General features: G+C 57.2%; 13 protein-coding genes. 6 read left to right on the forward strand and 7 right to left on the reverse strand.

The window, feature by feature from the left end; genetic code table 11:
* The 4 genes from sirB2 to hemA are packed head-to-tail and all read right to left on the reverse strand — an operon-like array spanning window position 1 to window position 3,621.
* Window positions 1–393: an invasion regulator SirB2 gene (gene sirB2, locus FNY10_RS10705; protein ID WP_100682427.1), complete on the reverse strand. Its 393-nt coding sequence runs from the start codon at window positions 391–393 to the stop codon at window positions 1–3.
* Entirely contained in the window at window positions 390–1,241 is an 852-nt protein-coding gene (prmC, locus tag FNY10_RS10710) for a peptide chain release factor N(5)-glutamine methyltransferase (RefSeq protein WP_160704873.1), read from the reverse strand. Before prmC ends, sirB2 begins: the two co-directional genes overlap by 4 nt.
* On the reverse strand, window positions 1,241–2,323 hold the full coding sequence (gene prfA / locus FNY10_RS10715; RefSeq protein WP_131047871.1) for a peptide chain release factor 1: 1,083 nt from the start codon (window positions 2,321–2,323) through the stop codon (window positions 1,241–1,243). The genes prmC and prfA overlap by 1 nt, the downstream gene beginning before the upstream one ends.
* A gap of 41 nt (window positions 2,324–2,364) precedes the next feature.
* Entirely contained in the window at window positions 2,365–3,621 is a 1,257-nt protein-coding gene (hemA, locus tag FNY10_RS10720) for a glutamyl-tRNA reductase (protein WP_131047870.1), read from the reverse strand.
* Between the two features lie 273 nt (window positions 3,622–3,894).
* On the opposite strand from hemA, the gene lolB reads away from it, so the two are divergent.
* The 4 genes from lolB to dauA all read left to right on the forward strand — a co-directional run bounded on the left by lolB (window position 3,895) and on the right by dauA (window position 8,289).
* Complete coding sequence (lolB, locus tag FNY10_RS10725; RefSeq protein ID WP_032687099.1) at window positions 3,895–4,506, forward strand: lipoprotein insertase outer membrane protein LolB; 612 nt, start codon at window positions 3,895–3,897, stop codon at window positions 4,504–4,506.
* Window positions 4,506–5,357, forward strand: coding sequence for a 4-(cytidine 5'-diphospho)-2-C-methyl-D-erythritol kinase (ispE, locus tag FNY10_RS10730; protein WP_160704872.1), 852 nt, complete (start codon window positions 4,506–4,508; stop codon window positions 5,355–5,357). The genes lolB and ispE overlap by 1 nt, the downstream gene beginning before the upstream one ends.
* 180 nt (window positions 5,358–5,537) lie before the next feature.
* Window positions 5,538–6,485 (forward strand): ribose-phosphate diphosphokinase, encoded by a 948-nt coding sequence (gene prs, locus FNY10_RS10735; RefSeq protein ID WP_002910407.1) that lies wholly within the window; start codon window positions 5,538–5,540, stop codon window positions 6,483–6,485.
* A 124-nt stretch (window positions 6,486–6,609) separates the two neighbouring features.
* Window positions 6,610–8,289, forward strand: coding sequence for a C4-dicarboxylic acid transporter DauA (gene dauA / locus FNY10_RS10740; protein ID WP_131047869.1), 1,680 nt, complete (start codon window positions 6,610–6,612; stop codon window positions 8,287–8,289).
* Here the strand turns inward: dauA and FNY10_RS10745 are convergent, their stop codons facing one another.
* Both FNY10_RS10745 and ychH read right to left on the reverse strand, forming a co-directional pair.
* Window positions 8,290–9,336 (reverse strand): MerR family transcriptional regulator, encoded by a 1,047-nt coding sequence (locus FNY10_RS10745; protein ID WP_141964401.1) that lies wholly within the window; start codon window positions 9,334–9,336, stop codon window positions 8,290–8,292.
* A 243-nt stretch (window positions 9,337–9,579) separates the two neighbouring features.
* Window positions 9,580–9,855 carry a stress-induced protein YchH gene (gene ychH, locus FNY10_RS10750; RefSeq protein WP_100682421.1) on the reverse strand — a complete coding sequence of 92 codons (276 nt, stop codon included), beginning with the start codon at window positions 9,853–9,855 and terminating at the stop codon, window positions 9,580–9,582.
* Between the two features lie 272 nt (window positions 9,856–10,127).
* On the opposite strand from ychH, the gene pth reads away from it, so the two are divergent.
* Window positions 10,128–10,712 carry an aminoacyl-tRNA hydrolase gene (gene pth / locus FNY10_RS10755; protein WP_100682420.1) on the forward strand — a complete coding sequence of 195 codons (585 nt, stop codon included), beginning with the start codon at window positions 10,128–10,130 and terminating at the stop codon, window positions 10,710–10,712.
* A 117-nt stretch (window positions 10,713–10,829) separates the two neighbouring features.
* Entirely contained in the window at window positions 10,830–11,924 is a 1,095-nt protein-coding gene (gene ychF / locus FNY10_RS10760) for a redox-regulated ATPase YchF (protein ID WP_131047867.1), read from the forward strand.
* A gap of 346 nt (window positions 11,925–12,270) precedes the next feature.
* Here the strand turns inward: ychF and FNY10_RS10765 are convergent, their stop codons facing one another.
* Window positions 12,271–12,810: an efflux RND transporter periplasmic adaptor subunit gene (locus tag FNY10_RS10765; RefSeq protein ID WP_416309042.1), complete on the reverse strand. Its 540-nt coding sequence runs from the start codon at window positions 12,808–12,810 to the stop codon at window positions 12,271–12,273.
* Between the last annotated feature and the right edge of the window lie 89 nt (window positions 12,811–12,899).

Genomic DNA, 12,899 nt, shown 5'->3' on the forward strand with positions numbered 1-12,899 from the left:
TTACCCCAGTAACGGTGTTCTTGTAATGGCGAGTTGTATGATGATGAACAACACCACCAACGCCAACAGAAAGGCAATAAACCGGCTCTGCTGGCTGCGCGGGCGACGACGGCCCAGCGCGATAAAACCCAATGCGATGTAAATAATAACGCCAAACAGCTTTTCAGTCAGCCATGAGCCGTCTTCAGTGAAGGGCAGATAGTGCGTTATAGCCATTAACCCTGCGCCGCTCAGCAATAACAGCGTATCGCAGCAGTGCGGCGCAATGCGCACCCAGCGCTGGTTCAGCCGGGCATTGCCGCTGTAGGTCCACCAGTAGCGCAACGTAAACAGACTGACGGAAACCACCACACACGCTATATGCAGATACAGCACCGCGCTAAACAGATTCATATGCCAGCTTTCTCCATGCCGGAAAACCGCCCTGTCGTCAGGCGGTCGTTATCGCCGTAGTCACGGCAGGTCGTCACATCGTGGTAGCCCGCGTCGCTGAACAGCGCCCGTACCGCCGCCCCTTGTTTCCAGCCGTGTTCCAGCAGCATCAGTCCGTCGGGCGTCAGGAAACGACGCCCTTCGCGGATGATATGCGCGAGGTCGGCAAGGCCGTTATCGGCAGCAACCAGCGCCGTTTTCGGCTCAAAACGCACATCGCCCTGCTCAAGATGCGGATCGGCTTCGTCGATATAGGGCGGGTTGCTGACAATCATCGTGAACCGCTGTCCGGCCAGCGCGCTGAACCAGTGGCTTTGCAGTACGGTAACGTTAGTGAGGGCAAGGCGCCCGGCGTTACGCGCGGCTAATGCCGCCGCATCGGGCATGAAATCCACCGCCGTGACCTGACAGTCCGGGCGTTCACTGGCTAACGCCAGGGCGATCGCGCCGGTGCCGGTGCCTAAATCCAGAATCCGGCACGGGGTCGCCGGCAGCCGCGCCAGCGCCTGCTCGACGAGGCATTCGGTATCCGGACGCGGAATGAGCGTTGCGGGGGAAACCAGCAGCGGCAGCGACCAGAACTCGCGCTCGCCCACCAGATGGGCCACCGGCTCGCCGCGCTGGCGGCGGCTCAGCAACGTCTCCAGCTGCGCCTGCTGTTCCAGAGTCAGCTCCGTTTCACCGAAGGCGAGGAGCCAGGTCCGCGCCCTGTCGGTGACGTGCCCTAACAGGATCTCGGCGTCGCGTCGCGGGCTTTCACTCGCGCTCAGTCGGGCAATCGCCTGCGCCAGCCACTGTTGAAAGGTCATCATTCCTGCTCGGAAAGCGCGGCCAGCTGATCGGCCTGATATTCCTGAACAATCGGCTCAATCAGCATATCCAGTTTCCCTTCCATCGTTTCGTCCAGACGGTAGAGCGTCAGGTTGATACGGTGGTCGGTCACGCGGCCCTGCGGGAAGTTATAGGTGCGGTTACGATCGCTGCGATCGCCGCTGCCCAGCAGGTTACGACGGGTTGACGCTTCCGCCTGCTGACGCTTAGCGATTTCCGCCGCGCGAATACGCGCGCCGAGCACCGACAACGCTTTGGCTTTGTTTTTGTGCTGCGAACGCTCGTCCTGACACTCCACCACTATCCCGGTCGGTAAGTGGGTAATACGGATAGCCGAATCGGTGGTGTTAACGTGCTGACCGCCGGCCCCGGAGGAGCGGAAAGTGTCAATACGCAAATCGCCCGGATTGATATCCGGCATTTCGGCTTCCGGCAGCTCCGGCATCACCGCCACGGTACAGGCGGAGGTGTGAATACGCCCCTGGGATTCGGTGGCCGGCACGCGCTGCACGCGATGACCGCCGGACTCAAATTTCAGCCGACCATACACGCCATCGCCGCTGATTTTGGCAATCACCTCTTTATAACCGCCATGTTCGCCTTCGTTGGCGCTCATGATCTCCACGCGCCAGCGGCGGGCTTCGGCATAACGGCTGTACATCCGGAACAGATCGCCGGCAAACAGCGCCGCTTCATCGCCACCGGTACCGGCGCGGACTTCGACAAAGGCGTTGCGTTCATCATCCGGATCCTGCGGCAGCAGCAGCACCTGCAGCTGTTGCTCCATCTCTTCGCTTTTCGCTTTCGCGTCGCGCAGTTCTTCCTGCGCCATTTCGCGCATTTCCGCATCGTCGAGCATCATCTGCGCAGTCTCGATATCGTCCTGCACCTGGCGCCATTCGGTATAGCAGCGCGCCACGTCGCTCAGCTGCGCATATTCCCGCGACAGCGCGCGGAATCGATCCTGATCGGCGATGGTCGCGGCATCGCCCAGTAGCGCCTGAACTTCCTCATGGCGTTCGTACAGAGCTTCCAGTTTGGCAACAATAGAAGGCTTCATAGGCGTGAATTCACCCTGTCCTGAAAAAAGAGAAATGTGCGCTATTCCAGCCCGAGGCTGTTGCGCAGAATATGCAGGCGTTCATCATCCCCGTCACGGGCAGCCTGCTGAAGAGATTTGGTTGGTGCGTGGATCAGGCGATTGGTCAGCTTACGCGCCAGATCCTGCATGATTTCCTGCGCATCGCCGCCCTGCTCCAGCGCAGCCAGCGCTTTCGCCGTCAGCTCCTCACGGACCTGCTCGGACTGGGAACGATATTCGCGGATAGTCTCGCTGGCGCTCTGGGCGCGCAGCCAGGCCATAAATTCGCTGGTTTCCTGCTCGACGATCGTTTCGGCCTGTACCGCCGCGGCTTTACGCTGCGCCAGGTTATGCTGAATGATGTTTTGCAGATCGTCCACGCTGTACAGATAGGCGTTCGCCAGCTTACCCACTTCGGGTTCGACATCGCGGGGCACCGCGATATCAACCAGCAGCATCGGCTGATTACGCCGCGCCTTCAGCGCACGCTCCACCATTCCTTTGCCGATAATCGGCAGCGGGCTGGCGGTTGAACTGATGATGATGTCGGCCTCTTTTAGCCGCTCGTCGATGTCGCTCAGGGCGATCACCTCCGCGCCGACTTCCTCGGCCAGAGCCTGCGCGCGCTCGCGGGTACGGTTAGCAATCACCATATTGCGCACGTTGTGCTCGCGCAGATGACGCGCCACCAGTTCAATGGTTTCCCCGGCGCCGACCAGCAGCACCGTCACGCTTGAAAGGGATTCGAAGATTTGTCGCGCCAGCGTACAGGCGGCGAAGGCCACGGAGACCGCGCTGGCGCCGATATCGGTTTCAGTGCGTACGCGCTTTGCCACCGAGAACGACTTCTGGAACATCCGCTCCAGTTCGCTGACGTTGAGATGTCCGCGGCTGGAATCAGCGAAGGCTTTTTTGACCTGTCCCAGAATCTGCGGCTCGCCGAGCACCAGTGAATCGAGGCCGCTGGCGACGCGCATCAGATGGCTGACCGCATCATTATCCTGATGCCAGTACAGACTTTTACGCAGGTCTTCTTCATTAAGATGGTGGTAATCGCACAGCCAGCGGATTAGCGCATCCTGCTGATTATCCTGTTCCTCAACGCTGAGATACAGCTCCGTGCGGTTACAGGTCGACAGCACCACTCCACCCTGCACCATTGGCTGAGCCAGTAAGCTCTCCAGCGCCTTATCGAGCGTGTCCGGCGAAAACGTTACGCGTTCTCGCAGCGCGACCGGGGCTGTTTTGTGATTAATGCCAAGGGCTAAAAGGGTCATTGTGAGGGAATAGTACCAGCGTTGCTAAGGTTAGTCTGAGCGCATCATACAGGATGCGCGGAATCAATAAAAGAGACGCTCCCCTTTTGGAGTAATAGGTTCCGGGCTTAAAAGCCATTAACGGTAATTTTTTGATTTCAGACAATTTGAACGTAGACGCTATCGCCGGGCAACGCTAGCATTAAGGGTTATCATTGTAACCCGCTACACAAATCGGGCGCGTATCGTCGCGTCGCCGAATTTCACTGTAGATATCAAGGATTTGTCATCATTATGAATCGACTGCTCCGCCTGTTACCGCTGGCAAGCCTGGTCCTGACCGCCTGTACTCTCAACGCCCCGAAAGGCCCTGGCAAAAGCCCTGACTCTCCTCAGTGGCGTCAGCACCAGCAGGATGTCCGCAATCTGAGCCAGTACCAGACCCGCGGCGCCTTCGCTTATCTCTCCGATGAACAAAAAGTTTACGCCCGCTTCTTCTGGCAGCAAACCGGTCAGGATCGCTATCGCCTGCTGCTGACCAACCCGCTAGGCAGCACCGAACTGTCGCTGACCGCCCAGCCGGGCAGCGTGACGCTGATCGATAACAAGGGCCAGACCTATACGGCGACCGATGCCGAAGAGATGATCGGCCGCCTGACCGGAATGCCGATTCCGCTCAACAGCCTGCGCCAGTGGATAGTCGGCCTGCCGGGCGACGCCACCGACTACTCGCTGGACGATAAGTATCGCCTGAGCGAACTGAACTATACGCAGAACGGCAAAACCTGGCATGTCACCTACGGCGGCTACACCAGCGATACCCAGCCATCGCTGCCGGCCAACATGGAGCTGAATAACGGCAGTCAGCGCATCAAGCTGAAAATGGATAACTGGATTGTGAAATGATGACCCGCTGGCCCTCTCCTGCAAAACTGAACCTGTTTTTGTACATCACTGGACAGCGCGCCGATGGTTATCACACTCTGCAGACGCTGTTTCAGTTTCTGGACTATGGCGATACCTTAACTATCGAGCCGCGTCATGACGGCACGCTGCGCCTGCTGACGCCGGTTGCCGGCGTACCCGATGAAGAGAATCTGATTATTCGCGCCGCCAGGCTGCTGATGGAGGCGGCGACGGCATCCGGACAGCTTCCCCCCGGTAGCGGCGCCGATATCAGCATCGATAAACGTCTGCCGATGGGCGGCGGTCTGGGCGGCGGTTCCTCCAACGCCGCGACGGTGCTGGTGGCACTCAATCATCTGTGGGGCTGCGGTTTGTCGGAAGAGGAACTGGCGACGCTGGGATTGCGTCTGGGTGCCGATGTGCCGGTATTCGTACGCGGTCACGCCGCCTTTGCCGAAGGCATTGGCGAGATTCTGACGCCGGTCGAACCGCCAGAAAAGTGGTACCTGGTCGCTCATCCTGGGGTCAGTATTCCGACGCCGATCATTTTCCGCGATCCCGGGCTACCACGAAATACCCCGGTCAGGTCAATAAGTACGTTACTAAAATGTGAATTTCGCAATGATTGCGAGGTTATCGCAAGAAAACGTTTTCGCGAGGTTGATGCCGCGCTTTCCTGGCTGTTAGAATATGCGCCGTCGCGCCTGACTGGCACGGGGGCCTGTGTCTTTGCTGAATTTGACACCGAGTCTGCCGCTCGTCAGGTGCTGGAGCAAGCCCCGGAATGGCTACAAGGCTTTGTCGCGCGCGGAGTGAATATCTCCCCGCTCAAGCTAGCCCTACCCAGGTAGTTGTGCTTTTTTGCACGAATTACCGTCGTACGCCGGGGAAATTGAGTAACGGTGACAACGTCACCCTGTTCCAGACGTTGCATCGTTCTCTTTAAATACACCGCCTGGATAGAAGAGTGCCGCCCGCACGGTTTCTGGCGCTTTTCATCCACCACTGGACGCATGCCTGAGGTTCTTCTCGTGCCTGATATGAAGCTTTTTGCTGGTAACGCCACCCCGGAACTAGCACAACGTATTGCCAACCGCCTGTACACTTCTCTTGGCGACGCCGCTGTAGGTCGTTTTAGCGACGGCGAAGTCAGCGTACAAATCAATGAAAACGTACGCGGTGGTGATATTTTCATCATCCAGTCCACTTGTGCTCCCACCAACGACAACCTGATGGAACTGGTTGTTATGGTTGATGCTCTGCGTCGCGCTTCGGCGGGTCGTATCACCGCTGTTATCCCTTACTTCGGCTATGCTCGTCAGGACCGTCGTGTGCGTTCTGCCCGTGTGCCGATTACCGCGAAAGTGGTTGCCGATTTCCTCTCCAGCGTTGGCGTCGACCGCGTACTGACCGTTGACCTGCATGCAGAACAGATCCAGGGCTTCTTCGACGTTCCGGTTGATAACGTATTCGGCAGCCCTATTCTGCTGGAAGATATGCTGCAGCTGAACCTGGATAATCCGATCGTGGTTTCTCCGGACATCGGCGGCGTGGTGCGCGCTCGCGCTATCGCCAAACTGCTGAACGATACCGATATGGCTATCATCGACAAACGCCGTCCGCGCGCTAACGTTTCCCAGGTGATGCACATCATCGGTGACGTTGCCGGCCGCGACTGCGTTATGGTTGACGATATGATCGATACCGGCGGCACGCTGTGTAAAGCAGCTGAAGCGCTGAAAGAACGTGGAGCGAAACGCGTATTTGCCTACGCCACTCACCCGATCTTCTCCGGCAATGCTATCCAGAACATTAAAAATTCTGTGATTGATGAATTCGTCGTCTGCGATACTATTCCGCTGGCGCCGGAAATCAAAGCGCTGGACAAAGTACGTACGCTGACGCTGTCTGGCATGCTGGCGGAAGCGATTCGTCGTATCAGCAACGAAGAATCTATCTCTGCTATGTTCGAACATTAATCGAGCCCGGCCAAAAAACCCGCTGCGGCGGGTTTTTTTGTCTCTCAACCTGATTTGTATGACTATTGCCTCCTTCACCTGCCATTTAGTTGACAGATGATGCGCTCATGGATCAAACATTATTGTGAACAGATTATTTTCCTCACATGTGATGCCTTTCCGCGCCCTCATCGATGCTTGCTGGAAAGAAAAATATACGCTATCTCGTTTCACCCGCGATCTGATCGCCGGGATCACGGTCGGGATTATTGCCATTCCTCTGGCAATGGCATTGGCTATTGGCAGCGGTGTCGCGCCGCAGTATGGACTTTATACCTCCGCCGTCGCCGGGATTATTATCGCTCTGACCGGCGGCTCGCGCTTTAGCGTATCCGGGCCTACCGCCGCATTTGTGGTCATCCTCTATCCGGTGTCGCAGCAATTTGGCCTCGCCGGGCTGCTGGTGGCGACGTTGATGTCCGGGGTCTTTTTAATTCTTTTCGGCCTGGCCCGCTTTGGCCGGTTAATCGAATATATCCCGGTGTCCGTGACCCTCGGATTTACCTCCGGTATCGGTATCACTATTGGTACCATGCAGATTAAAGATTTTCTGGGTCTGCAGATGGCGCACGTTCCCGAACACTATCTGCAGAAAGTCGGCGCGCTGGCTATGGCGCTGCCGACCATTAATCCTGGCGATGCCGCCATTGGCATTGTCACGCTGGGCACGCTGATTATCTGGCCGCGTCTGGGCATTCGTCTGCCGGGCCACCTGCCTGCACTGCTGGCGGGCTGTGCGGTGATGGCGATCGTCAACCTTCTGGGGGGCCACGTCGCGACTATCGGCTCTCAGTTCCACTATATTCTGGCTGACGGTAGCCAGGGCAACGGGATCCCACAGTTGCTGCCGCAACTGGTGCTACCGTGGGATATGCCTGGCTCCGACTTTACGCTCAGTTGGGAGTCGCTGCGGGCGCTGCTGCCGGCGGCTTTCTCGATGGCGATGCTCGGCGCGATTGAATCACTGCTGTGTGCGGTGGTTCTCGACGGGATGACCGGCACGAAGCACAAAGCCAACAGTGAACTGATAGGCCAGGGACTCGGCAATATCGTCGCCCCTTTCTTTGGCGGTATTACCGCCACGGCCGCCATTGCCCGCTCAGCGGCTAACGTCCGCGCCGGCGCGACATCGCCGGTATCCGCCGTTATCCATGCGCTGCTGGTGATTATGGCGCTGCTGGCGCTGGCGCCGCTGCTCTCGTGGCTCCCGCTGTCTGCAATGGCGGCGCTGCTGCTGATGGTGGCGTGGAATATGAGCGAAGCGCACAAGGTGGTGAATTTGCTGCGCTACGCGCCGAAGGACGACATCGTGGTGATGCTGATGTGCATGTCGCTGACCGTACTGTTTGATATGGTCATCGCTATCAGCGTCGGTATCGTGCTGGCCTCGCTGTTGTTCATGCGCCGTATTGCGCGCATGACCCATCTGGCGCCGGTCAACGTGGATGTGCCCGACGATGTGCTGGTCCTGCGGGTCATTGGCCCCCTGTTTTTTGCCGCTGCCGAAGGGCTGTTTAACGATCTGGAAACGCGGATTGCCGGTAAGCGGATCGTGGTCCTGAAGTGGGATGCAGTGCCGGTACTGGATGCCGGTGGTCTGGATGCCTTCCAGCGTTTCGTCAACAAACTGCCGGAAGGCTGTGAACTGCGCGTCTCTAATCTTGAGTTTCAGCCGCTGCGCACGCTGGCACGGGCAGGCGTTCAGCCGATTGCCGGGCGTCTGAGCTTCTATCCCGACCGTGCTGCCGCGCTGGCAGACATTTAACTATCGTGACGCGGGCGCATGCGCCTGCGTCATCATCACGCCAATCGCCCGCTGGAGCCAGCCAAGCACCTCCGGCGTCATCCAGGTCCCTTTCATCAGGTGCGGTTCGCGCTCCATGGCAAAGCGGAATTTTTGCTGAGTCTGGGGATGGGTTCCGGCATAGGACTGAAACAACGCCAGCCACTGCCTGGCCAACGCCTGCCCCGCTGCTGAAGCCGGGTCGCAATGCTCGCGACAGGCCTCGTGCAGCGCCGTCACCAGCACCGGCCACTCCATCAGCCGATCAAAGTAGTGCGCACGCGTGAAGGCCAGCTCATCGGCGTTCAGATAGCGCGCCCAGATAGCCAGCTTACTCTCGGCAAAGGCGCGGGTAATGTAGTCCATAACCTCCACGGTGATACCGGTTTGCTCGCGCATTTGCGGTTCGGCGACGTGCATTTCATTCAGGCGGGTAAGAAACTCGGGCCGCCCGGCCGTGTCCAGCTCCAGGCGCTCCATCCAGCGGGTCGCCAGCGCCATGGCCCGCGGATCTTCCGCCGGGCACGCCGCGGCAATTAACTGGCGAACCTCCGTCACCAGCGCCAGCCAGACCTGGTTGCGCTGCTCATCCTGCTCCGCAAACGGCAGCGCCTGTAATTCCTGCGGACTAAACCAACGATCGTACATTTTCATTAACTCCAGCGTCTGTAGCCAGGACTCCAGGTCAGGCTCGCTACCGCCTTCCAGCTCTTCGCGTAGTTGAACCAACCGTTCGCGTAGCGTGGAGACCGCGCGCAGCTGCTTATCCAGCGTCGAGATCTGCTGTACCAGCAGGTCGGAAAGCGAAAACGCGTCCTGGTCAAGGTAGTCCTTAATAGTGGCGAGTTCCAGCCCGGCCTGCGCCAGCGCCTTAATCATATGCAGACGCTGAACCGCCGCCAGGTTATAGAGTCGGTACCCCGCCTCGCTTCTGGCCGACGGCATCAGCAGCCCCGTTTGTTCATAGTGATGTAGCGTGCGGACGGTCATTCCGGCGCGTCTCGCCAGTTCACCCACCTGAATTAACATAACTGCTCCTGTCGCGCGACCATAGCGCTACTCTGCCGCCTGACGTTACGTCAGGGTCAAGAGTCAAAGAAAGATCTATTTTACCGTGAAGGCGCCATTCGGGCAGCAAAGGCGTTGATGTGAAGAAAAGTGGGACGCGAAAAGCACAACAGCCAGCTACCGGTAAGGCAGCTGGCTGCAGATAAATACGTTATCTAAGCGCACCGCCACCTGAGACAGCTGGTGCGATAAACTAAAACGGGCTTAGCTGTGCCGGTGCTGATCGCGGCGGCCGCGTTTATCGTAATGGCGGACCCACCAGTATTTATCGCAGACCTGTTCATGTCCGCCAACGCGCGCCCCGGCAAGCCAGAGAACAGCGCCGACAAAAATACTTAATATCGCGCCATGAGCGAAGAACTGAGGCAGGTCAATCTGCGGAAGCTGGTTTAAAATAGAGTAACCCACGCCAACAACCATGACGACCAATCCTAAACCCATCAGTACATTACCGAGTAACGAAGCATTTCTGCGTTTCATATGTCACCTCCGGAACCTTGGGTTACCTGGGAATATCCCCAAAACTTATAGATCTAGTATAGACAATGGGGATAAGGTTGATTGCGTCGGCGATCACATTAGTCAATATCAAACCAACAAAAACTTACAAATAAGTGACTGAACAACATAAAATTCTAATGGTTCATGAGGGTAATTATCTCTTTCCCTGTCGTTGTGCCGGCAGAATTTTGTCAACCGCGTCGGCAAACAGTACACTACGCGCCAGAGAACGACCCAAGCAGGATAGAAAAGTGACGATAAAACTGATTGTCGGCCTGGCGAACCCCGGCGCTGAATACGCGGCGACCCGGCACAACGCTGGCGCCTGGTACGTAGATTTACTGGCAGAGCGCCATCGCGCCCCGCTGCGCGAAGAGAGCAAATTCTTCGGTTACACCTCGCGGATTAACCTTGCCGGCGAAGATGTCCGCCTGTTGGTCCCGACCACCTTTATGAATCTCAGCGGCAAAGCCGTGGCGGCAATCGCCACCTTCTACCGCATTAACCCGGATGAGATTCTGGTGGCGCACGATGAGCTGGATCTGCCGCCCGGGGTGGCAAAATTCAAGCTCGGCGGCGGCCACGGCGGCCACAATGGCCTGAAAGATATCATCAGTAAGCTGGGCAATAACCCCAACTTTCATCGCTTACGTGTCGGAATCGGCCATCCGGGCGATAAAAATAAAGTTGTCGGCTTTGTGCTGGGTAAACCACCGGCGAGCGAACAGAAACTGATTGATGAAGCGGTTGACGAAGCGGCGCGTTGTACCGAGGTGTGGCTGAAAGACGGTCTCACCAAAGCGACCAACCGTTTACACGCTTTTAAAGCGCAATAACCGGTCGACGTGCGGAATTTTTGCCGCGCACCGTGTATAATAGCCCAGGCTATTTACTTTTCTGCAATCTGCTCACTGTAACAGGTTGATTATCCAAAGATTAAGGTGATTTAAATCATGGGATTCAAATGCGGTATCGTCGGTTTGCCCAACGTCGGCAAATCCACCCTGTTCAATGCGCTCACCAAAGCGGGTATTGAAGCGGCCAACTTCCCCTTCTGTACCATTGAGCCGAACACCGGTGTCGTGCCGATGCCCGATCCGCGTCTGGACAAGCTGGCTGAAATCGTCAAACCACAGCGCATTCTGCCGACCACCATGGAATTCGTCGACATCGCGGGCCTGGTGAAAGGCGCATCCAAAGGCGAAGGTCTGGGTAACCAGTTCCTGACCAACATCCGTGAAACCGAAGCTATCGGTCACGTGGTGCGCTGCTTCGAGAACGACAACATCATCCACGTGAATAACAAAGTGGATCCGGCAGACGACATCGATGTGATCAACACCGAGCTGGCGCTTTCCGACCTCGATACCTGCGAACGCGCGATTCACCGCGTACAGAAGAAAGCGAAAGGCGGCGATAAAGACGCTAAAGCTGAGCTGGCGGCGCTGGAAAAATGCCTGCCGCAGCTGGAAAACGCCGGCATGCTGCGCGCGCTGAAAAACCTGACCGAAGAAGACCGGGCCGCCATCAAATACCTGAGCTTCCTGACGCTGAAGCCGACCATGTACATCGCTAACGTCAACGAAGACGGTTTTGAGAACAACCCGTACCTCGATAAAGTTCGCGAGATCGCCGCTGCTGAAGGTTCCGTGGTGGTCGCCGTGTGCGCCGCTGTCGAATCTGATATTGCTGAACTGGACGATGCCGACCGTGATGAGTTCATGGCCGAACTGGGTCTCGAAGAGCCGGGCCTGAACCGCGTGATCCGCGCCGGTTATGAGCTGCTGAACCTGCAGACCTACTTTACCGCTGGCGTCAAAGAAGTTCGCGCGTGGACCATCCCTGTTGGCGCTACCGCTCCGCAGGCGGCAGGCAAAATTCACACCGACTTCGAAAAAGGCTTTATCCGCGCACAGACCATCGCCTATGAAGACTTTATCACTTACAAAGGCGAGCAAGGGGCGAAAGAAGCCGGCAAGATGCGCGCCGAAGGGAAAGACTATATCGTTAAAGATGGCGATATCATGAACTTCCTGTTTAACGTCTAAATAAAATTTGCTGTGTCATGAGGTTTCGCTGAATCTCATAACAACGGAAAAACCCTATAAAATCCACGCGGTTGCGTGGATTTTTCATTTCACAGAGTCTCAGCTCATCTCGCAACAGCGCAGTCAAAAATGAGTACATGGATGAGTACAACATTCTTCCATCTTCATTTTAAGTGAGTAGGTAATCTCCCGAAAAACCGGTGTGTTCATAAGTAGAATTTTCTCGTAATCTGAACCGGGGAGATCTCTATGAAAAATCACGTTTCACTGACAGCCAGATCATATCCATCCTGAAGTAAGCCGAGGCAGGAACGTCGGTGGCCGAACTGAAGCCCGCGGCCAATGGTCACGGAAGTCGCGCCGGAGCGTCAAAATACGCATCGAGACCGCCGTGCTGCGCCAGCGTGATCACCTGGCTGCCGGTCGCCACTACTTCGCCCACTTCCGCATGTTTCGCTACCACCACGCTGTCGGCCGTTGCACGCAGCACCGTGTAACCCAACTGTGCCTCGGCGGAACCAAGCGGGACCCCGGCGGCGCGCACTTGCTCACGCGCTGTTTTCATCTGTCGCTCAACATCTTCATAGTCCATATACGACACAGCCCGCTCTTTCGCCAGTACCGCCAGACGCCGCTCATTGGTCTGAGCCTGGGTCAGCACGGCACGTGCCGCTGCCAGGTCAGCCTGCGCAGCATCGCAGGTATTCAACTCGGTGGTATTCTCCAGGCGGGCCACAATCTGCCCCACCTTGATCTCATCGCCTACCTCCGCTGGACCAGCGACAATTTTCCCCGCCAGTTGAAACGCAAGGTTTACTTCCCGGCGAGCGTGGATCTGCCCCGTCAGCACGATACTGTCACTCATCTGGCGCGGTTCCGCCGCCACGCTGCGTACAGGACGAACCCAGCCCGCATATCTGGCTATATCTCATGCTGTCGTTACCTTATGCTTTCGATTTCCGGGGATCACCAAGG

Origin of the sequence: Klebsiella sp. Lac1 (genome assembly GCF_009825425.1) — a bacterium.
Taxonomy (GTDB): Bacteria; Pseudomonadota; Gammaproteobacteria; order Enterobacterales; family Enterobacteriaceae; genus Klebsiella; species Klebsiella electrica.

Coding starts and splice junctions, on each gene's coding strand:
- sirB2 (WP_100682427.1), bottom strand. CDS start 393: ATGAATCTGTTTAGCGCGGTGCTGTATCTGCATATAGCGTGTGTGGTG.
- prmC (WP_160704873.1), bottom strand. CDS start 1,241: ATGACCTTTCAACAGTGGCTGGCGCAGGCGATTGCCCGACTGAGCGCG.
- prfA (WP_131047871.1), bottom strand. CDS start 2,323: ATGAAGCCTTCTATTGTTGCCAAACTGGAAGCTCTGTACGAACGCCAT.
- hemA (WP_131047870.1), bottom strand. CDS start 3,621: ATGACCCTTTTAGCCCTTGGCATTAATCACAAAACAGCCCCGGTCGCG.
- lolB (WP_032687099.1), top strand. CDS start 3,895: ATGAATCGACTGCTCCGCCTGTTACCGCTGGCAAGCCTGGTCCTGACC.
- ispE (WP_160704872.1), top strand. CDS start 4,506: ATGACCCGCTGGCCCTCTCCTGCAAAACTGAACCTGTTTTTGTACATC.
- FNY10_RS10745 (WP_141964401.1), bottom strand. CDS start 9,336: ATGTTAATTCAGGTGGGTGAACTGGCGAGACGCGCCGGAATGACCGTC.
- ychH (WP_100682421.1), bottom strand. CDS start 9,855: ATGAAACGCAGAAATGCTTCGTTACTCGGTAATGTACTGATGGGTTTA.
- ychF (WP_131047867.1), top strand. CDS start 10,830: ATGGGATTCAAATGCGGTATCGTCGGTTTGCCCAACGTCGGCAAATCC.